The organism is Actinomadura rubrobrunea NBRC 15275 (assembly GCF_001552235.1).
GTDB classification, from domain to species: domain Bacteria; phylum Actinomycetota; class Actinomycetes; order Streptosporangiales; family Streptosporangiaceae; genus Spirillospora; species Spirillospora viridilutea.
Map to the genome: position 1 here is coordinate 1 of NZ_BCQU01000016.1, position 18,743 is coordinate 18,743.

The 18,743-nt window shown below is 72.4% G+C and carries 18 protein-coding genes; 7 read left to right on the forward strand and 11 right to left on the reverse strand.

The features are described 5' to 3' along the window. Window positions 1–1,309 (reverse strand): BamB-related PQQ repeat family beta-propellar protein (locus AR3_RS06995; RefSeq protein WP_157406632.1); only part of this gene is annotated, 1,309 nt, incomplete at its 3' end. A 108-nt stretch (window positions 1,310–1,417) separates the two neighbouring features. Between AR3_RS06995 and AR3_RS07000 the strand changes: the two genes are divergently transcribed. The 3 genes from AR3_RS07000 to AR3_RS07010 all read left to right on the forward strand — a co-directional run bounded on the left by AR3_RS07000 (window position 1,418) and on the right by AR3_RS07010 (window position 5,260). Next, complete coding sequence (locus AR3_RS07000; RefSeq protein WP_083951025.1) at window positions 1,418–2,017, forward strand: HD domain-containing protein; 600 nt, start codon at window positions 1,418–1,420, stop codon at window positions 2,015–2,017. Window positions 2,018–2,079: 62 nt separating this feature from the next. Then, window positions 2,080–2,577 carry an SRPBCC family protein gene (locus AR3_RS07005; RefSeq protein ID WP_067910285.1) on the forward strand — a complete coding sequence of 166 codons (498 nt, stop codon included), beginning with the start codon at window positions 2,080–2,082 and terminating at the stop codon, window positions 2,575–2,577. 121 nt (window positions 2,578–2,698) lie between these two features. Continuing rightward, a complete protein-coding gene (locus AR3_RS07010; RefSeq protein ID WP_227023197.1) occupies window positions 2,699–5,260 on the forward strand; it encodes a HelD family protein in 2,562 nt (853 codons plus the stop codon). A gap of 55 nt (window positions 5,261–5,315) precedes the next feature. On the opposite strand, the gene AR3_RS07015 is transcribed toward AR3_RS07010, so the two are convergent. The 3 genes from AR3_RS07015 to AR3_RS07020 form a co-directional block, all read right to left on the reverse strand. After that, window positions 5,316–6,107 carry a GntR family transcriptional regulator gene (locus AR3_RS07015; RefSeq protein WP_067910291.1) on the reverse strand — a complete coding sequence of 264 codons (792 nt, stop codon included), beginning with the start codon at window positions 6,105–6,107 and terminating at the stop codon, window positions 5,316–5,318. A 1,135-nt stretch (window positions 6,108–7,242) separates the two neighbouring features. Next, window positions 7,243–7,407, reverse strand: coding sequence for a hypothetical protein (locus tag AR3_RS30350; protein WP_157406634.1), 165 nt, complete (start codon window positions 7,405–7,407; stop codon window positions 7,243–7,245). A gap of 109 nt (window positions 7,408–7,516) precedes the next feature. Continuing rightward, window positions 7,517–7,729 (reverse strand): hypothetical protein, encoded by a 213-nt coding sequence (locus AR3_RS07020; RefSeq protein ID WP_067910294.1) that lies wholly within the window; start codon window positions 7,727–7,729, stop codon window positions 7,517–7,519. A gap of 345 nt (window positions 7,730–8,074) precedes the next feature. Here AR3_RS07020 and AR3_RS07025 point away from each other — a divergent pair, with 345 nt between their 5' ends. From AR3_RS07025 to AR3_RS29385, 3 genes are all read left to right on the forward strand, one after another. Beyond that, window positions 8,075–8,881 (forward strand): GntR family transcriptional regulator, encoded by an 807-nt coding sequence (locus AR3_RS07025; protein WP_067910297.1) that lies wholly within the window; start codon window positions 8,075–8,077, stop codon window positions 8,879–8,881. A gap of 226 nt (window positions 8,882–9,107) precedes the next feature. Continuing rightward, entirely contained in the window at window positions 9,108–9,521 is a 414-nt protein-coding gene (locus AR3_RS07030; RefSeq protein ID WP_146150294.1) for a DUF6292 family protein, read from the forward strand. A 364-nt stretch (window positions 9,522–9,885) separates the two neighbouring features. Then, entirely contained in the window at window positions 9,886–10,551 is a 666-nt protein-coding gene (locus tag AR3_RS29385) for a GNAT family N-acetyltransferase (RefSeq protein ID WP_169803793.1), read from the forward strand. A gap of 49 nt (window positions 10,552–10,600) precedes the next feature. On the opposite strand, the gene AR3_RS07040 is transcribed toward AR3_RS29385, so the two are convergent. Next, complete coding sequence (locus AR3_RS07040) at window positions 10,601–10,873, reverse strand: hypothetical protein (RefSeq protein WP_217998482.1); 273 nt, start codon at window positions 10,871–10,873, stop codon at window positions 10,601–10,603. Window positions 10,874–11,417: 544 nt separating this feature from the next. Here AR3_RS07040 and AR3_RS07045 point away from each other — a divergent pair. After that, window positions 11,418–12,842: a cyclic nucleotide-binding domain-containing protein gene (locus tag AR3_RS07045; RefSeq protein ID WP_067910305.1), complete on the forward strand. Its 1,425-nt coding sequence runs from the start codon at window positions 11,418–11,420 to the stop codon at window positions 12,840–12,842. A 10-nt stretch (window positions 12,843–12,852) separates the two neighbouring features. Here the strand turns inward: AR3_RS07045 and AR3_RS07050 are convergent, their stop codons facing one another. From AR3_RS07050 to AR3_RS32560, 6 genes are all read right to left on the reverse strand, one after another. Next, window positions 12,853–13,707, reverse strand: a complete 855-nt coding sequence (locus tag AR3_RS07050; protein WP_067910488.1) for a glycosyltransferase family 2 protein — start codon at window positions 13,705–13,707, stop codon at window positions 12,853–12,855. A gap of 86 nt (window positions 13,708–13,793) precedes the next feature. Next, window positions 13,794–14,633 carry a CDP-alcohol phosphatidyltransferase family protein gene (locus AR3_RS07055; protein WP_067910308.1) on the reverse strand — a complete coding sequence of 280 codons (840 nt, stop codon included), beginning with the start codon at window positions 14,631–14,633 and terminating at the stop codon, window positions 13,794–13,796. Further along, the gene (locus AR3_RS07060; protein ID WP_067910485.1) at window positions 14,611–15,666 is read right to left on the reverse strand and encodes an iron-containing alcohol dehydrogenase family protein; all 1,056 of its coding nucleotides are present in this window, start codon (window positions 15,664–15,666) and stop codon (window positions 14,611–14,613) included. The genes AR3_RS07055 and AR3_RS07060 overlap by 23 nt, the downstream gene beginning before the upstream one ends. Before the next feature lie 94 nt (window positions 15,667–15,760). Next, window positions 15,761–16,492, reverse strand: coding sequence for a phosphocholine cytidylyltransferase family protein (locus AR3_RS07065; protein ID WP_067910310.1), 732 nt, complete (start codon window positions 16,490–16,492; stop codon window positions 15,761–15,763). Next, a complete protein-coding gene (locus AR3_RS32555; RefSeq protein ID WP_281179235.1) occupies window positions 16,489–17,139 on the reverse strand; it encodes a DUF5941 domain-containing protein in 651 nt (216 codons plus the stop codon). Before AR3_RS32555 ends, AR3_RS07065 begins: the two co-directional genes overlap by 4 nt. After that, the gene (locus tag AR3_RS32560) at window positions 17,136–18,692 is read right to left on the reverse strand and encodes a CDP-alcohol phosphatidyltransferase family protein (protein WP_067910313.1); all 1,557 of its coding nucleotides are present in this window, start codon (window positions 18,690–18,692) and stop codon (window positions 17,136–17,138) included. Before AR3_RS32560 ends, AR3_RS32555 begins: the two co-directional genes overlap by 4 nt. Between the last annotated feature and the right edge of the window lie 51 nt (window positions 18,693–18,743).

Here is an 18,743-nt window from a genome sequence, read left to right on the forward strand (position 1 = left end):
CGCCGCACAGCGCCACCAGCCGGGCCGCCCCGCCGGGCCGCGGCGCCGCGGTCGGCACCGCCGCGTACAGCAGCCCGCCCGCCGCCGCCAGCCAGGGCCGCGCCCCGTCCAGTTCCGGGTCCATGGCGAACGGCGCCGCGACCGTGCGGGCGGCGCCGTCGTCGGGGGCGAAGACGTCCACCCCGGCGGGCAGCAGCGCCGCCGACAGCCGGGGCCGCAGGGCGTAGATCCGGCCGCCCGCCGCGGTCATCGCCGCGTACGCGGGGGCGTCGCGCCGCCAGGCCACCCGCCCGGTCGACGCGTCGACCGCCTCCAGCCGCCGGTCGCCGCCGCGCGCGCCGTTCGGGCGGTACACGACGACCAGACGCCCCTCGGCGACCACGGCCGGGCAGATCGCGTCGCCGCACACGTTCTCGCCGGCCCATTCGGCCAGCGGTTCGCCGTTGTCGCGGTAGGCGCGCAGGGCCGTGCCGTCCTCGGCGAGCGTGACGCCGTCCAGCACGGTCACCTCCGGGGCCTCGGCCGAGCCCAGGCGGTGCGACCAGCGCACGGCCCCGGTGTCCGGTCGGACCGCCAGCAGGCGGCTCGGGCCGCCCGCGCAGTCCAGCGCGAACACCGCCGTCGTCTCCACCGCGCCGGAGGCGTGCGCGGCGCCGTCGAACAGCCGGCAGCCCGCCGGCAGGCGCAGCGTCCACAGCCGGGCGCCGTCGGCCGCCGACCGCCCGTACAGCACGCGGCGGTCGCCGCCGGTGGTGAGCACCGCGTCCGAGCCCGCGGGCCACCGCAGTGTGGTGCGGGCGACGGCGGCGGGCAGCTCGTCGGTCCGCCGCCACAGCTCGGCGCCCGACAGCGCGTCGAAGCCGACCATCATCCGCTCGCCGCGGTCGCCGTCGCGTTCGAAGTAGCCGATCAGCCGGGATCGGGTGGCGGCCCAGCCGAGCATCGTCCAGCCCGTGCGGTGGTAGCTCCAGCGGCGGCCGCCGGTGCGGGCGTCGCGCACCTCCAGGCCGCTTCCCGAGGCCACCACCGCCTGCCCTTGCGCCACGTCGAACGCCACGCTGTTGTATCCGGCCAGCGCCCCCCGGTGCACCGGCGCCGAGCGCTGCCAGCTCGTCACCAGCGGCCCGGGCGGAGGGCCGACGTCCGCCTGCGGCGCGACGGGCACGGTGGTGACGGTGTGCCGCACCTGCCACCACTCGGCGCGCGTGACGGCCCGGACGACCAGCACCCCCGAGACGGTCACGGCCAGCACGGCGGAGACGACGCCGGCAGCGGCCCGCCGGCGTCCGCCCAACCGCCTGCCGCCCACGCCGTGCCGCCTCCCTTCGTCGTCACGTACTGTGCTGGGGACCGTCTTCCCACCATGCCGTGTACCGAGCCCTGCGCGCGACAGGGAGAGCCCAGATCGGAGGTTCCGGTGGAACTGTTCACCACATGGCGGACGTGGGACCAGGCTCGCACGGCCCTGGCCGCGTCCGGCATCGGCCCCTCGGACCTGGCCGCCCTGGACGAGGCCGCGGACGCCGCCCGCCGCTGGCACGGCGACCAGACCCGTCCCACCGGCGCCCCCTACCTGGAGCACCTGCTGGAGGCCGTCGAGGTCCTGGCCCGCGGCCGCGGCGTGACCGACGTCCCCGTCCTGACCGCCGCGCTGCTGCACGACGTGGTGGAGGACACCGCCGCCACCGTCCGCGACGTGGAGTCGGCGTTCGGCCCGTGGGTGGCCGAGCTGGTGGAGTGGCTGACCAAGCCGTCCTCCCCGACGGCGAACCGCAAGGCCAAACGCGCCGCCAAGACCGCCTACCTGCGCCGCCTGCGCGACGCCCCGCCCGAGGCGATCATGGTGAAGCTGGCCGACCGGATCAGCAACGCGCAGACCCTGGACCGGATGCCGCCCGACTTCCAGCGCCGCTACTACGCCGAGACCTGCACCTACATCATCCCGCTGGCCGAAGGCGACCCCTGGTTCGCCGAATGGTACGCCGCCTGGCGGGCGCACTTCGCCCACCTGCGCTGACCGGCCCCGGGCCGCCGCCCCCGCCCTGACCGGCGGGTCACCGGGTGCGGGATCATCGGGGCATGGAACGCGAGTGGGTGGCCGAGGAGAGCGTGCTGATCGACGCCGCTCCCGCCGCGGTGTACGCGGCGGTGACCGACCTGCGGCGGATGACCGACTGGAGCCCGGAGCTGTTCTCGGTGTGGGTGCGCGGGCCCGTCGACGTGGGGACCCGGTTCGTCGGCTTCAACCGGATCGGCGCCCGGGTGTGGTTCACCACCTGCGAGGTCACCGCGGCCGTCCCGGGCGAGGTGTTCGCGTTCCGGGTGTCGAGCTTCGGGATGCCGGTCGCGGTGTGGGGCTACCGGATCGAGGGGGTGGGTCCGAACACCACGCGCCTCACCGAGTACTGGCATGATCTGCGCCGCGACACACGGGGGGCCGCGTTGGTGTCCCTGCTGGGCAGGGTGTTCACCGGCGTCCCCGCCGAGCGGCGCGCCGAGGTGAACCGGCGGGGCATGCGGCGGACCCTGGAGGGCGTCAAGGCCGCGGTGGAGACCGGCAGGGTGTCGGCGGGCTAGGGCGACGCCGCCCGGCGACCGCATAAGCTGTCTCTTTCGCCCCCTTCAGGGGACGGACACCACCACTGAGGAACAGCAGGTCAGCGCAGGTCGCGAGGGAGCAGCCCGAATGTCGTCCCCGGTGACGGATGGGTCCGCCGAGACCACGGAGACGGTCAAGGACCAGGAGATCGCCGCCGAGCAGCGGTTCGTGGACGTGGCCTACGCGCGGCTCGAGGAGATGCGCGAGGACGCCAAGGCGCTATTGCGCGAGGGCTACCGGCAGGCGCTGGTGGGCACCCAGGGGGCGCTGGTCGACCGGGACGCGATGGTGCATCAGGCGGCGCTGCGCGCCCAGGCCCTCGACGTCGCCGACGACGGCCTGGTGTTCGGGCGCCTCGACCTGGCCGGCGGGGAGGTCCGCTACATCGGCCGCATCGGCGTCCGCACCCGCGACCATGACCCGCTGGTCATCGACTGGCGGGCGCCCGCCGCCGAGGACTTCTACCGCGCCACCCCCGAGGACCCGCGCGGCGTGGTGCGCCGCCGCGTCCTGCACTCGCGCGGCCACACGGTGGTCGACCTGGAGGACGACCTGCTCGACCCGTCCGCCGCGGGCGACATGGCGGTGGTCGGCGACGGCGCCTTCCTGGCCTCCCTCGCGCGCACCCGCGAGGGCGCCATGCGCGACATCGTGGCCACCATCCAGCGTGAGCAGGACGAGGTGATCCGCGCGCCCGCCGACGGCATCGTGCTGGTGCGCGGCGCCCCCGGCACCGGCAAGACCGCCGTCGCCCTGCACCGCGTGGCCTACCTGCTGTTCCGGCACCGGCGGCGGTTCGGGTCGCGCGGCGTGCTGGTGGTGGGCCCCAACCGGCGCTTCACCTCCTACATCGAACGCGTCCTGCCGTCCCTCGGGGAGGAGTCGGCGGCGCTGCGGTCCCTGGGCGACCTGGTGGACGGGGTGTCGGCCCGCACCCACGACACCCCGGACCTGGCCCGGATCAAGGGCTCGGAGGTCATGGCGCGGGTGCTGCGCCGCGCCGTCACCGACCACCCGCCCGGCGCGCCGGACGAGCTGCGCGTCGCGTACAAGGGCGTGGTCGTCCGCCTGGACCGGGCCCGGCTCGACCGGCTGCGCGCCGACCTGCACCGGCGCAGCCGCGGCTCGATCAACGGTGCCCGCGCCCGCGCCGCCGAGGCGCTGCTGGACGCGCTGTGGGAACGCTTCACCGACGTCGGCGGCCCCGAGGCCGCCGCCCAGGCCGACCAGGCCGACGCCGGCCTGTGGAACGCGCTGCTGGCGGCCGACGGCCTCGCCCCGCTGGACGAGGACGACGCCCGGCCCCGGCCCCGCGCCCGCTCGCGCGGGGGCGACGCCCGCCGGGAGGAGTTCGACGCCCGCGTCCGCGAGCAGCCGGAGTTCACCCGGTTCCTGGTCGCCTGGTGGCCGCTGCGGCGCCCGCTGGACGTGCTGCGCTCCCTCGCCGACCCGGAACGGCTGCGCCGCGCCGCCGGCCGCGACCTGGACCGCGACGCCGTCGCCCGGCTGGCCGCGTCCTGGGCGGCGTCGCTGCGCGACGACGCCGAGCCCGTGCTGACCTACCAGGACATCGCGCTGCTGGACGAGATCGACGCGCTGCTCGGCTCCCCGCCCCGCCCGTCGCCGCGGCGCCGCGCCGCCGAGGACGACCCGTTCATCGTCGACGGCGTCGACATCCTCACCGGCGAGGAGGCGGCCGACGAGCACTGGGAGCCGGAGATCCGGGAGCTCACCACGTCCATCGAACGGCTGGAGCGGGCCCGCCGGGTCGACGACGAGGTCGTCGAGGAGCGCCCCGAATACGCCCACATCGTGGTGGACGAGGCGCAGGACCTGTCGCCCATGCAGTGGCGCATGCTCGGCCGCCGCGGCCGCCACGCGAGCTGGACGATCGTCGAGGACCCGGCGCAGAGCGCCTGGGAGGACCTGGACGCCGCCCGCAAGGCGATGGACGCCGCGCTGGGCCTCAACAAGCCCGCGTCCCGGCGCGCCGCCCGCCCGTCCCGCTCCCGCCGCCCGCGCAAGCCCGCCGTCCGCGCCCTTTACGAGTACGAGCTGACCACCAACTACCGCAACTCCACCGAGATCGCCGCGGTGGCGTCCCGGGTGCTGGCGATGGCGCTGCCCGAGGCCCGCCCGGCCCGGGCTGTCCGCACCTCCGGCATCGAACCGGTCATCCGCGTCGTCCCCGGCCCGGACCTGCTGCCGTCCGCCCGCGCCGCCACGGAGGAGCTGCTCACCCAGGTGGAAGGCACGATCGGCGTGATCGTCCCGCGCGAGCTCGCCCCGGCCGACAGCGACCCGGGCGGCCAGACCGCCCTCCCGCTCGCCGCCCTGCCCGACGACGTTCCGTCCGACGGCGCCGCGTCGTGGAACGCCGCCGACCGCGACCGCCTGGCCGCCGGGTTCCCCGAACGCGTCCAGGTGCTCGACGTGCTGGAGGCCAAGGGCCTGGAGTTCGACGCCGCCGTGATCGTCGCCCCGGAGACGGTCGCCGCCCAGTCGCCCCGCGGCCTGCGCGTCCTCTATGTCGCCGTCTCCCGCGCCACCCAGCGCCTGACGGTCCTCACCACCAGCCCCGACTGGCGCGACGCCCTCACAAAGGACGAAGCCACCGTGATGGATCACGGCGTCTCCGCGACAGTGCGACGCCAAGAATGATCACCGGCCGTGGGCTTCTCAAACAGGGTCCCTCGCGTTGGCAAGCCCTTGGGGCTCAGTCGGTGTCGTCGGTCAAGGTCATCGCGTCCTTCGGCACGTCCCCGACGTTGATCAGGAAGCGATTGCGGTCGGTGGGATAGACGGTGATGGTGAGCCGGAACGGCTGCCCCTCGGCGTCGAAGGCGGTCCGAGCGATCTCGCACATCGCGACGCCGCTGCCCCGCGTGAGCTCAAAGAAGGCGCTCTCGAAGTCGTCGGGCGGCCGCACCCAAATGAGGTCCTGGTAGCCGACCTGCACGATGCCCAGCGTCTCCTCAAGGTAGGCGACAACCCCCGGCTGCACGTCGATGGCCTGCAGCAGCTTGACCGCACCCCGTTCCACGAGGCGGAACGGGTACCAGGAGGTCTGGAGCGAGTAGGGCTTGTCGTCGATGAACCGCCTCTGGTGGCGGCTGACGACCTTCGTTCCCTCTTCTACACGCAGCCGCTCAGCGATCAGCGCGGTGGCGTTCTGAATCTCGACCTGGGGCTGGGAGTAGCTGGGTTCGCGCTTGCGCATGCGGACTTCGGACATGTACGCCACGCCCTCACCGCCGCCGAAGTCCGTCCTGGGTTCGTTGGTGAGCGTGGTGACAAAGGGGTCGATCTCGTTCGACACGAAGGTGCCGCGGCCGGCCTGAGCGATCACCAGCCCGTCCCGGATCAGCACCTTGATCGCGTCGCGGACGGTGTTGCGCGAGGCGCTGTACTTCTGGCGCAGCTCCGGTTCGGTCGGCAGCTGGGAGCCGGGGGGCAGTTCTCCCGCAGCGATACGCCGCCGAAGGTCCTGCGCGATCCGCTGGTACATCGGTGGATCAATCACTACAGCCTTCCCAAACGTCACACTGACCCATCTTGTGATAGAAGCTTACCGTCTTAACAATCCCCATTGGGGATGGTTCAAACACCCCGAACTTACTAACTCAGAAAGGTTGATATGTGCATGAGTTGATATCGATATGGGTATACCGGTACGTTTCAGGCTGCTCTGCGCGAAGGGACCGACGTCCACCTCACCCTCTGGTCACATGGCGAGGACTGGTTCCACTGCATGCTCATCGCCGTCGACATCAACGGCTTCGGCGACCTGCGCCGCACTTCCGAGGAGCAGGGGGTACATGCGCGCACCCGGCATGCGCGCCGCTGGATCGGCCTGATAGCGGTGCCACACGACGAACTGATTCCGTGGGGCGGGCTTGTCATGACCTGTGTGCGTGTCACGGATGAAGGGGCCGCACCGCATGGAAGTGGAGACGGTCCGACTGGACCGTGGACCATTCTGCGTGTCAGGCAGCACCTTGTGCCGGTGGTCTACTGCCACGCTGGGCGTCACACTTGGCGACCTGGTGAAGTTGCCGCCTGCTTGCCTGACAGCCTCGCCGGTGACTCGGCATGGCGTTGGATACGCCGACTTCCTGGCAAGCCGGCGCCAAATAGAGATGCCCAATGTTCAGCGTGCGGTCGAGGTTCGTGATCAATATCAAGACCGCAATCCAGGCGGCAGGCGTTCACGCACCCGTCAGGATGTCCCCGCCGGCGGGGCGAGGGCTACGCCGCCCGCCGTTTCCGGAGCCAGCCGCGTCGGCGCCACGAGGTGATCTCCGCTCCTGACCTGCACGTCACCCGAGCCTCCCAGGACAGCCGCGGCAGGCTCTGCCTTCCTAGACGCGAAACGTTGCAAACGCCGCATAGTGGTCAAATGCTGCTTCCACCGGCAAGTAGTTCCGAGTCGGCACCACCCGTTTCGACAAAGCGGTCAGCCGCTACCGCGTCCGCGTGCTCCCCGGCCTCATGCTGTGACGGCCTGGGGCGCGTTCGACCGACGCGAATAGGCCGGTCGCGGCGGGCACCGGATGTCCCGCCTGCGACGCGGCCATGGCATGTGCGGTGGGGTGGTCGGTCGGTTGACGGGAGGGGGTGCGTCCCTCATCGCCGTCGGTCTCTCAGACGTCGGGGGACGAGCCGTCGTCCCCCATGTCCTTGTGCGGTCGGTCCTGGTCCGGCGCGGAGGCGGCACCGGACTCGCGCTCGGCGGTTATCACCGGGTCGGCGCGCCCGGTCGGCTCTTCCGCGCTCAGATCGGTGTGAGTGATCACCGGGGGCTTCACGTGACTTCCTTTGCTCTCACGCCGCGTCCGCCTGCCGACGCCGCCGGCGGCGGGGCGGCGGCCGGGTCGGCGGTGCGGCCATGCCTCACGATGGTTTGACGCACGGAGGTCACCGTCCGGAGGAGCGATACACGTAGAGACCCGCCACCTGCCGGAGGAGGGACTCCATTCCGGGACGGACGGCGGGCGGGGTGTCTGCCCGGCCGGGCGGAACCGGGCGGTCGAAGTTGGCGCGACGGCTGTGCAGTCCGAACGCCGCACACAGGGCGAGATACAGCCCGAAGGCGGCGAGTGACGAGCAGGCGATCCAGGTGCCGATCATGCGGTGGTCTTCCTCTCATCGTTGACGTCCCTCCGAGCGGCTCCAGGGCGATGAGCCGGTGACGGCGAGACGATCCGGAAACCTGTGGACACCTCCCGAGCGGTCTCACGTGACCATCGAACGATGGGATGGATTAGGTCAGGTGACGCACCCCATTGAGGGGGCTTAGACCACCTGAGGGACTCATACCAGTCATCCCAACCTTTGGTATAACCGGGACACTCTGGACATAAACGTTTGATCATGGGGGCTGCGTCTGGATGAGCCCCCTTGTTAGCATGGAAGGGCTCATCCCTTTCACCCCAGACATTGGGATGATGGGGATGACCTAGGAGGGAGGGTGCTGTGCCGACTCCCCGGTATGAGGAGATCGCTGCCGACCTGCGCGAGAAGATCCGGGAGGGGCACCTCCGTCCCGGGCAGCAGCTCAAGACCGAAAAGGAGCTGGCGGCGGAGTACGGCGCGGCCCGCAACACCATCCGGGATGCGATCACCAGGCTGAAGGCCTTGCGCCTGCTGGAGACCAGGCCGGGGCGGGGCACGTTCGTGGTGCAGCCGCCGGAGATCTTCCGGATCACCCTCACCCCCGAGGAGGACACCGGCTTCAGCGGCGGCGAGGGCAAGGCGTGGGTCCGCGAGGCCAGGAAGCAGGAACGCAAGGCGGCCACTTCGCCACCGGTCGTGGAGATCCAGCAGGCGGACAAGCTCAAGGGCGAGGCCCTGGACATCCCCGAAGGCGGGGATCTGGTCGGCCGCCACCAGCGACGCTACATCTCCGACAAAGACGGCAACAGCATCCCCTGGTCCATGCAGACCTCCTACTACCCGTTCGAGTTCGTCGAGCGCGGCGCCACCGAGCTGATGAGGCCCAAGGACATCGAAGAGGGGGCGATGTCCTACCTGGAGGAAAAGCTGGGCATCCGGCAGGCCGCCTACAAGGACGTGCTGCGCGTTCGGCCACCGGACGAGAACGAGACCAAGTTCTTCGACCTGCCCCCGGAAGGCAGCGTTCAGATCGTCGAACACCGACGGACGGCCTATGACGTCGACGGCCGTCCATGTCGTTACACGATCACCGTTTACCCCACGGATCGGAATGAGTTCGTCATTGAAGCGAAACTTCCGCTTGTCGACGACGGACGGCGGGGATGAACGAACAAATCAACGTCCTGGGGGGCCACGAAACGAACGATCCCGGTCGAGGACGTTCTCGGTCGTCGTTTGACGGTGAGCGGCGATCCCGCACACCCGCACCTGCCGTCCTCGTTGCGTTCGGGCGCGGCTCCGCGGGAAAAGGGAGGCAGCCGTTGCGCGTCTTCCGTGTTTCACAACCGACAGGCGGCCCGCGACGGGCCGCCTCCGACTAGATGGAGAGCCGATGTCCGAGAAGGCCCTACCACTTCGCCACGAGGACCCACGACTCGACCTGTTCAGGCCGTATATCTCCCGCGCGGTGCTGGAACTGCCCGAGCAGGGCATCGAGCCGGTTGCGGCCTGGCTCGACCCGTCCGGCCCGCGCGACGCCACGATCGTGTGCCGCCTGCGGGACGAGACGTTCGGCCTGGTGTGGGACGAGGAGACCGGCTGGCGCGTGGGCCGGTTCGTGAGCGGACGCCAGGGGGTGCGCACCCAGTTGGCCGACCCGCGCTACGTGGGGGTCGATGTGCTGCTGGACCCCCAGGAGCTGGCGCGCCGTGTGGCCGCCGACGCCACCGGCCCGCGCCGCAAGTTCCGCGACCACTTCGAGGACCCCGAGGGCTTCGACGCTCGGGTGCGCGCGGCCTACTGTTGAGCCGGCACTGCGCTTCACCCGTTTCCCGTCCACCGCGCCGACGGGGAAACGGCATGCACGCCTGACACCGCCGTGTCCTTCCCCGATGAGGGGCACGGCGGTGTCGCATTTCATATTTGATATATCGAATGTGGCGCGGAAACTTTCAGTCCTTCTGACCTCTTTCGGCCGGTTCGCCTGGGACGATGCCGCAGATCGCAGCCGGGCACGTGCCGTCCACCGGGCATGGCGACGCCCAGCCCTTCGTTCACGCCCTGTCCGTGAGTTACGGTAATGACCGACTTTGGTTACATCGGGCAAAAAGGGCAAGTCAACAGAGTGGTCGATGAGCCCACTCGCCTCGGCGTCGCGAACAGGACCGAACGTGGGACACAGTTTCCGACTTCGTCCAGCCTCCCCCGACGACCTTCACACCATCATCGAACTGATCGAAAGCGCAGCTGCATGGCTGCGCACCAAGGGCACCACCCAGTGGAACCGACCATGGCCCACCCGTCGCGACCGCGACCGCCGCATCCGCACCGCCCTGGCACGCGGCGAGACATGGATTCTGTGGCACGGAACGGTTCCCGCCGCCACCGTGACGGTCACCACCACTCCGGACGAGGCGCTGTGGACACCGGACGAACGCGCGGAGCCGGCCGTCTACCTGCATCGACTCGTGGTCGACCGCCGGTACGCGGGACTGGGGCTGGGCGCGTGGCTGCTGGACTGGGCCGGGTGGCGGGCCCGAACCGAGTACGGCGCCCGCTGGATCCGGATCGACGTGTGGGCCGACAACTACGCCCTGCACCGCTACTACCTCCGACAGGGCTTTCGCCGGCTGCGGCACTCCACCGCCATCCCCGGCTACCCGGCGGGCGAACTGTTCCAACGCGACACCCGCCTGTCTCCTCCGCGGGAACTTCCGCGTCCATCGGTGCGGTTGGAGGGGGAACCGGCGGCCCCCGCCCCGCGCCGACGCAGAGCGACCAACGGGTGCACGAACTGGATCGGCTTCGACCGGCCTTCGGCCTCCAGCGCATCCTGATCCGCCTCGCCTTCCCGCGCCGCGGCCGTTCCCGCTCGCGCGCGCCGGGTCATAGGAACTGAACGCGTATGAACTCCTCGGAGCCGCGTTCGCGCACGTACACCGCGCCCCCTTCGCGGATGATGCGCTCGAAGTACTCGTAGATGCTCAGCGCCCGGTTGATGATGTCGGTCTTCGAGTCCCCCGTCCGGCCCAACTCGGCGAGCGCCGCCGCCCCCTTGCCGGTCAGGTTGACGGTGACGCGCTCCTTGGTGCCGGGCGCGTCGCCGTACGCGGCGCCGTCGTGAGAGCGGCCGGTCACGGCCGCGTCCGCCTTGCTCATCGAGGGTCTCCCTTAGCCGAGGCGCCTGTCCGCCTCTGAGTGTCGTGAACCGACGACCACGGCCGACGGCGCTCGTCGGATCGCTTGCCCGGCGACGTCCCGCGTGCCGGCACCCGCCGTTCCGCCATCGACCCTCCCTGACGTCGCGTGCCACCGAGGCGGCATATGCGGCAAGTATGAGCCTCTGCCGCATACCGGTCAACGTCGCAACCCAGAGCATACCCACAAGACGCCTCATCTACTCATATCGTTCTCGAACCAAACGCGTACGATGTGCATCACATTTATGTACATCGTATGCGCATCGTTCTACTCTCAGAGAGGACGGACCCCGCCGCGGCATCCCGCGACGACCACGGACAGGTGACCGGCCCCGGGGGAGCCGGCTCACCGGAACGCAAGGAGGGATGGGTGTATGGGTCGCCGATCGACGCCCTCACGGCGACGGGTCGAAGGACGGGGGACCGGGCGTCCCGATGACAGGGAGCCCGACACGCGGAATCGGCGCGGCCTGTTCGCACGGCTGAACGCGGCCGTCACGCCGGTGGCCGCCTTGGCCCTGCTGATCAGCGGCGCCGCCGGCGAGACCGCGGCCCTTGCGCAGGCGCGGGTGTTGTCCCTCCTCGTGGTGGTCGTGCTCGGCGTCCCCGTCACCGGGTTCACGATCATGCTGGTCAACTTGGTCCGCCGAGGCATCGAGACGGCCGAGACGGTCGACGAGGTGCGGGCGCTGATCGAGGCGTGCGCCGCCGCGTTCTTCCTGCCGCTGACGCTGCGGCGGGGCGCGCCCCGGCAGCCGGCGGCATCGATGACGGGCCAGGTGACCGCGGCACAGGACGTCGGCGCGGACGCGATCGAGGACCGTCCGCGGCGCCAAGCTTTGACCGGTGAGAAGACGGAGACGTCCGCCACGGCCCGTCCGGGCGAGGGGCGGCAGCCGCGGCGGTCCCCGCTCAATCTCGTCCCGCACCACACGTTCTGGAATGCGCTCACCCGCGAGGAACAGGACGCCCTCACCGAGCTGATGAGCCTGGAGACCTTCCCCAAGGGCAGCGTCCTGTTCCGCAAGAACCAGCCCGCCGACCGGGTGCTGGTGATCCGGGAAGGGCTGACCAAGGTGACCCGGGGGGACGGCGACGACGAGGAGATCGCCCTGCGCGGGCCCGGCGACATCATCGGCGAGCGCGCCATCTTCCTCGTCCGCCAGCGGTCGGCCACGGTGACCGCGCTGACCGAGGTGCGCGCGCTGGTCGCCCCCGCCGCGGCGTTCAACGCCTTCCTGCAGCGGCATCCGCGCGTGGTCGCCGTGCTGGAGCACCAGGTCTACGACCGGCTCACCCATGTCCCCGGCGGGCCGACGTGGCGCCGCCCCATCGGCCCGTCCCCACCGGAGCCCTCATGGTCGGGGCAGACCTGCTCGATCGTCTTCGCCGACGTCGTGGGGTTCAGCGATCCCCGGCGCACCGACGAGGACCGGCTGGAGGTGCGCCGCGCGCTCTACGCGATCCTCGCCGAGGCGTTCGACAGGTCGGGCATCCCCTGGGCGGCCTGCCACCGCGAGGACCGCGGCGACGGCGCGCTGATCGTCGTGCCGCCGCACGTGGCGCCGCGGCTCCTCATCGACCCGTTGCCGGACCGGCTGCGCGCGGGCCTGCGCCGCCACAACCGGGCGGCGGGCGCCGCGCTGACGATCCGCCTGCGGGTGGCGTGCGACATCGGGCCCGTGACCAGCGACCCCCACGGGGTGTCGGGCAGCTGCATCATCCGGGCCGCGCGGCTGCTGGACGCGCCCGCCTTCAAGAAGCGGATGGCCGCCTCCCCGACCGCCGACCTCGGGCTGATCGTGTCGTCGTACGTGTATGACAGCGTCATTCGGCACATGCGCGGCCGCTCCGGTCCGGACGGCTACGAGCGCGTCGGCGTCGAGGTGAAGGAGACCCGGCTCAACGCCTGGGCCACGCTCCGGTAGCGGGGCCGGGTCAGATGATCGGCGGGCGGCCCTTGAGGGTCATGCGCCACGCGGTGCGCCAGGAGATGGGACGGCGCGGCCCCGCGGGCTTGCGCCAGCCCTCCGCGAACCCCTTGAACCACGGCTTGAGCGCGCTCGGCTTGCGCTCGCGCAGCACCGTCAGACCGACCCACACGGCCAGGTACGTCAGGGCCAGCGGCCACGGCAGGTTGCGGCGGGCCAGCCAGACGCGGTTGCGGGCGTTGTACCGGTAGAACATGGCGTGCCGGGTCGGCAGCACCGCCGGGTGGTACATCACCGCCGACGCGTCGTAGACGATGCGGTAGCCGGCGTTGAGGACCTGCCAGGCCAGGTCGGTCTCCTCGTGGGCGTAGAAGAAGTCCTCCGGCAGCCCGCCCCCGGCGTCGAACGCGGCGCGGCGGATCGCGCAGGCGCCGCCCAGGAACGTGGTGACCTCCGAGGACCGCTCCGGGTCGCCCGCGCGCAGCCGGGGCACGTGGCGCCGCTCGCCGCGGCCGCCCTCGGGGTCGCGCACCCGGAACGAGATGATGCCGAGGTCGGGCTCGGCGGCGAAGCGGTCCCGCACGTGCGCGCCGAGGCGCGGCGAACGGTACCAGCCGTCGTCGTCCAGGAAGAGGATCACGTCGCCGCTCGCCGCCTCGACGCCGCGGTTGCGCCCCGCCGGGATGCCCACGTTGGTGGGCAGCCGCAGGATCACCACGCGCTTGTCGTCGAAGATCTCGTCGTCCCCGGGCCGCCAGTCCCCCGGCACCCCGTTCCCGACGAGGACGACCTCGACGTCCACGTGCTCCTGCTCGAGGGCGCTGCGCACCGCGCGGGCGAGTTCCGCGGGCCGATTGCCCATGGTGAGCACGACGACGCTCAGCGCGAGGTCCTCGCCCGCGCGCGGCGCCGCCGCACGGTCGTCCTGAGTCACAGCGCCCCCGTCGCTCACCGCAGCCTCCGCGAAGCCAGGATGCTCACCAGATGCAGCACCGTCTGCACGACCGCCACGACCGCCACGGCGACGGTCAGCACCCGCACCGCGGCCGGCGTCTGGGTGCCCAGCAGCACGTCCAGCACGGTGGCGGCCAGGATCAGCAGGGACAGCTCCACCGCGCCGATGATGCGGTGGAAGCGCAGCATGGACGCGGCCTGCCGGGCCAGCGCGATCCCGGTGGAGCGGGGCCGCAGAGCCCGGTCGCCGCCGGGCGGGGCGGCGGGCAGGCCCGACTTGGCCCGCGCCACCACCACGTTGTCGGTCTCCGCCTTGATCAGCGCGGCGCCGACCGCGGCCAGCAGCCCGAGCTCGACGTACCCGCCGGTGCGCCAGCCGCCCTGCGCGGCGTAGCCGAGGCCGATCAGCAGCGCCACCTCCGACAGGTAGTGGCCGATGCGGTCCAGGAACACCCCGGCCACGGACGTCTGCCGCAGGTAGCGGGCGACCTCGCCGTCCACGCAGTCCAGCAGCAGGTACGCCTGGATGAGCAGTGCGCCGCCCAGCGCGGTCCACAGCGGGTCCGCGGGCAGCGACACCACGACCCCGGCGGCGACGCCGCAGATCATCATCAGGTAGGTCAGCTGGTTGGGAGAGAACCCCAACCGCAGGAACAGCCAGGCGAAGTACGGCGACAGCGCCCGCATGTACAGGCGCCCGGCCCAGTGCTCCTCGTTGCGCCGTTCCTTGAGGCCGGGCGGCTGGCCGTGGCGCCGCACGTCCGCGACCGTCGCCCGGCGGCGGGACGGGCGGGGAGCCGCGGCGGCCGCCTCAGCCTCCGTGGGCTTGGACATACTCTTCAACCGCCTTGAGGATCGCGCCCTTGTCGAGGCCGAGATGCTCCAAGATCGTATAGCGGCCGGGGCGGGTGCGCGGGGCGTACGCGACGGCCTCGGCGAACTGCTCGACGGTCAGGCCCACGTCGCCGGGCAGCAGCGGCAGACCGTGCCGCCGCAGGCACGCCATGATCTCTTCGAGCCGCTCGCCGCCCGTCCCGGTGTGCGTGACGCGCAGGTGGTAGCAGAACGCCGCGCCGATCCCGGCCAGCTCGCCGTGGTTGGCGGTGCCGGGGAACAGCTGGTCGATGGCGTGCAGGATCTCGTGGTCGCCGCCGCTGGACGGCCGCGACGACCCGGCGAACGACATCGCCATGCCGGACAGGACGAGCCCCTCGGCCAGCACGGTCAGGAACCGGTCGGACTCGATCGAGCCGGGCTGGTTGAGCAGCGCCTCGGCGGCGGTGCGGGCCAGGGTGAGGGCCAGTCGGTCCACCGGCTCGCCGCACGCCTCGGCCGCGAGCAGCCAGTCGTCCACCGCCGACAGGTTGCTGATCACGTCGCCGATGCCCGCGCGCACCAGCCGCGGCGGCGCGGCCCGCACGTAGTCCAGGTCGACGACCATCGCCAGCGGCATCACCACGCCGAACGAGCCCTTGCCCTTGTCGTGCTCCAGCGAGGCGACCGGCGAGCAGATGCCGTCGTGCGACAGGTTGGTGGCCACCGACACCATCGGGATGCCGGCCAGCGTGGCGGCGTACTTGGTGGCGTCGATGGTGCGGCCGCCGCCGATGCCGACCACCGCCTCGTAGGAGCCGCCGCGCAGCTGGGACCCGAGGGTGACCGCGGCGTCGACGGTGCCGCCGTCCACCCGGAACACCTCGCAGTCCTCCAGGGAGGGCCGCACCTGCTCGGCGATCTGGTCGCCCTGGCCGGGGCCGACGGCGATGGCGACCCGGCCCTCGGTGGCGATGCGGCGGTCGGCCAGCAGGTCGCCGAGGGCCGCCACGGCCCCGCGGCGGACGTCGATGGACAGCGGCGCGGTGAGCATCCGCGTCAGGAGGGGCATGTGCGTTCCTCGCTCGGTCGTCCCGTACGGCGGAGGGGCAGGGGCAGGGATGCCGCGACGCGGCGGGCGTCCGGGATCAGTAGTTCGCGGCGATCCGGCGGGCCTTGGCCAGGTCGTCGTGGTTGTCGACCTCGACCCACTCCACGGCGCCGATCGGCGCGACGGCGATGCGGCCGCCGCGGTTCACCAGCTCCTGGTAGCCGTCCTCGTAGTACAGGTTCGGGTCGCGCCGCCAGGTGGCCTCCAGGGCCTCGGCCAGCGGACCGGCGGCCGCGGGCTCGATCAGGGTGGCGCCGATGTACTCGCCGTACGCCTCGGCGGGGTCCATCTGCTTGGTGATGCGGGCCAGGTTGCGGTCCGCGTCGAGGGTGACCTTCATCTCCTCGTCGGCCAGAGTTTTCACGTCGTCCACCGCGAGCAGGATGTCCGGTCCCCGTCCGGCCAGTAGCGTCTTCTCCACGCTCACCGGGTGCACGGTGTCGCCGTTGACCATGAGGACGCCCTTGGAGAAGTGCTCGCGCGCCAGCCACATGGAGTAGGCGTTGTTCCACTCCTCGGCCTTGTCGTTGTGGACGAGGGTGATCGACACGCCGTACCGCCGCTCGAGGTCGGCCTTGCGCTTCTCGACCGCCTCGGCGCAGTAGCCGACGACGATGACCACCTCGGTCAGCCCGACCGCGCTCAGGTTGCCCAGGGCGATGTCCAGGATGGTGGTGTCACCGTCCACGGGAACCAGGGCCTTGGGCAGCGTGTCGGTGTACGGCCGCAGCCTGCGCCCGGCGCCCGCCGCCAGCACCATGCCGATCATGATTCCTCTTCCTCCAGGTCGACGATCACGCCGCTGCCGCGCCCGGTCCGCAGCCAGGTCGTGACGCTTTCGCCAGCGAACAACACGCCAAGGTAGGCGGCCAGCGCGGCGTACGCGAACGGGAGCGGCCCGACCAGGCCCGCCGCCGCCACGACCAGCGCGCGTCCCTCCCAGCCGAGACCGGCCCGAAACAGCCGGGCGTCCGGCCGCAGCCCTTGGCGGGTGCGGTACACGGTGTCGTGGTGGTGGTAGGCCAGGACCGCGAGCAGCGCGTACACCAGCGGCGCCGGCACACCCTTCGCGAACCCCAGTCCGGCCAGGTAACCATACTCGATCGCACGGATGAGGGGCGGGACAAGCCAGTCGAACCTTCCGTTATGCGGATGTGTCGCCGCCGGTCCGGTCAGAAGCAGCACCGCCACCGGGACGAACAGCGCGGGGCCGCGCTCGTGCCCGAGCCCGGCGGTCGTGAGCACGGCGGCGACCGCGGCGGCCGTCAGGGCGCCGGGCAGCGGCGGCAGCTGCCCGCGCGCCAGCCGCGCCAGGGCCAGGCAGACCGGGCCGTCGCCGCGCAGCAGGTGCGGCGGGACGGGGACGCGGGCGTCCGGCACGTGCACGGCCGGACCGCGGGTCGCCAGGCCCGTCATCGGGCGACCGCCTTCCTCGCGGTGCCCGCCCCGCACGCCTTGGCCCTCGTGGCGGCCTTGCCCGTCCGACCGGCGAACGCGCGCGTCGCGACCTTGCCGAGGACGGCCGCGCCGCCCCAGGCCAGCAGCGCCGCGAACGTCACCCGCGCGTCGAACAGGGCGGCGGTCAACGCGATCAGCGCGAACCGCTCGCCGATCGGCAGCACGGCGGCCTTCCCGACCCAACGCGGCAGACGACGAGAGGCTGCCGTCCGGCGGTCGAGGGAGGCGTCGTCGGGCGCGGTCAGTGAGGTGGTGCGCTGGGCCGGGGGCCGCTCACCGGGCCGGCGGGGCCGCGACGCGTAAGAGAAGTCGAGCGTGTGCCGCACGGTCTGCAACGCCAGCGCGCCGACCGCCGGTCCCCATGCGGCGCCGGAACCGTGTCCGGCGATCGTGGCGCCCACCGCCAGCCCCGCGTACACGCCGAACTCCTTGATCCGGTCGGAGAGCGGGTCCAGCCAGGCGCCGAGGGCGCTGCGGCGGCGGGTGAAGCGCGCCAGCTGCCCGTCGACGCAGTCGAGCACGAACGCCGCGTACAGCAGCACGGCGCCCGCGACCAGCCCGGCGCGGGTGCCCGCCGAGAACCAGACCGCCGCCAGCGCCGCCACGCCCAGCGAGATCCACGTCACCGTGGTCGGCGTCAGGCCGCGGCGCGCCGCCCACCGCACGAGGTGCGGGCTGTACGGGGCGACCGTGAAGGCGGCCACGGGCCCGTCGTCCGGTTTGACGGCGGCGGCGAGCCGGACGCCCTCCTCGTCCGCCCCCTCCACGGCGGCGCACGCGGCGACGGCGGCGTCCGCGGAGTCGGCGCGCGGGCAGGGCAGCCGGGGGTCGCCGCAGTCCAGCACGGGCAGGCCCGACCGCACCAGGCCGACGAGCAGCAGGTGCGCCGCGTCCGGCGCGACCTGCGCGGCGGGGAGGAGGCCGGGGGCGTCCAGCAGTCCGGCCAGTTCCTCGGCGATCCGGGCGAGCGCGTCCGTCCGGTCGGCGGCCACGCGCAGCACCCCGGGCGACGCGGCGTCGGGCGCGGTCACCCGGTGGTACGGCGAGCCGGCCGCCACGATCCGGCCGCCGGACCTGCGCACGGGCACGGTGCCGTACCCGCCGCCCAGCGGCACGGTGACCGCCGTGACGGGCGTGCCGCCGCCGTCCACGAGCAGCCGGCGCAGCAGCTCCCGGCCGATCACCACGTCGCCGGGCAGCACCAGCACCGGCGCGTCGGCGCGCCGGGCGACCCGGGCGATCTCCCGAAGGTCGGCGGCCGGGTCCGGGGACTCCACGAGGAAGTGGCCGTCCTTGTGCAGCGCGGGCGCCATTTCGGGGCGGGTGACGATGACGGGATCCGGTACGTTGAGCCTTGCCAGCTGCTCGCACAGGCGCGTCAGGAGCGTGGGCGGCTCGTCCGCGGCCCCACCGGCCCGGGACGGCCCGCCCCCGCAGGGCAGGACGGCCGTCGGACCCGCATCCGGGCCGCCGCCGTCCCACCCGGTCGCCATGATCACCACCATGGTCATCGGCGCCTCCGGATCGCGTCTCAGCGGGGCAGGGGAAACGAATGGTTGCCC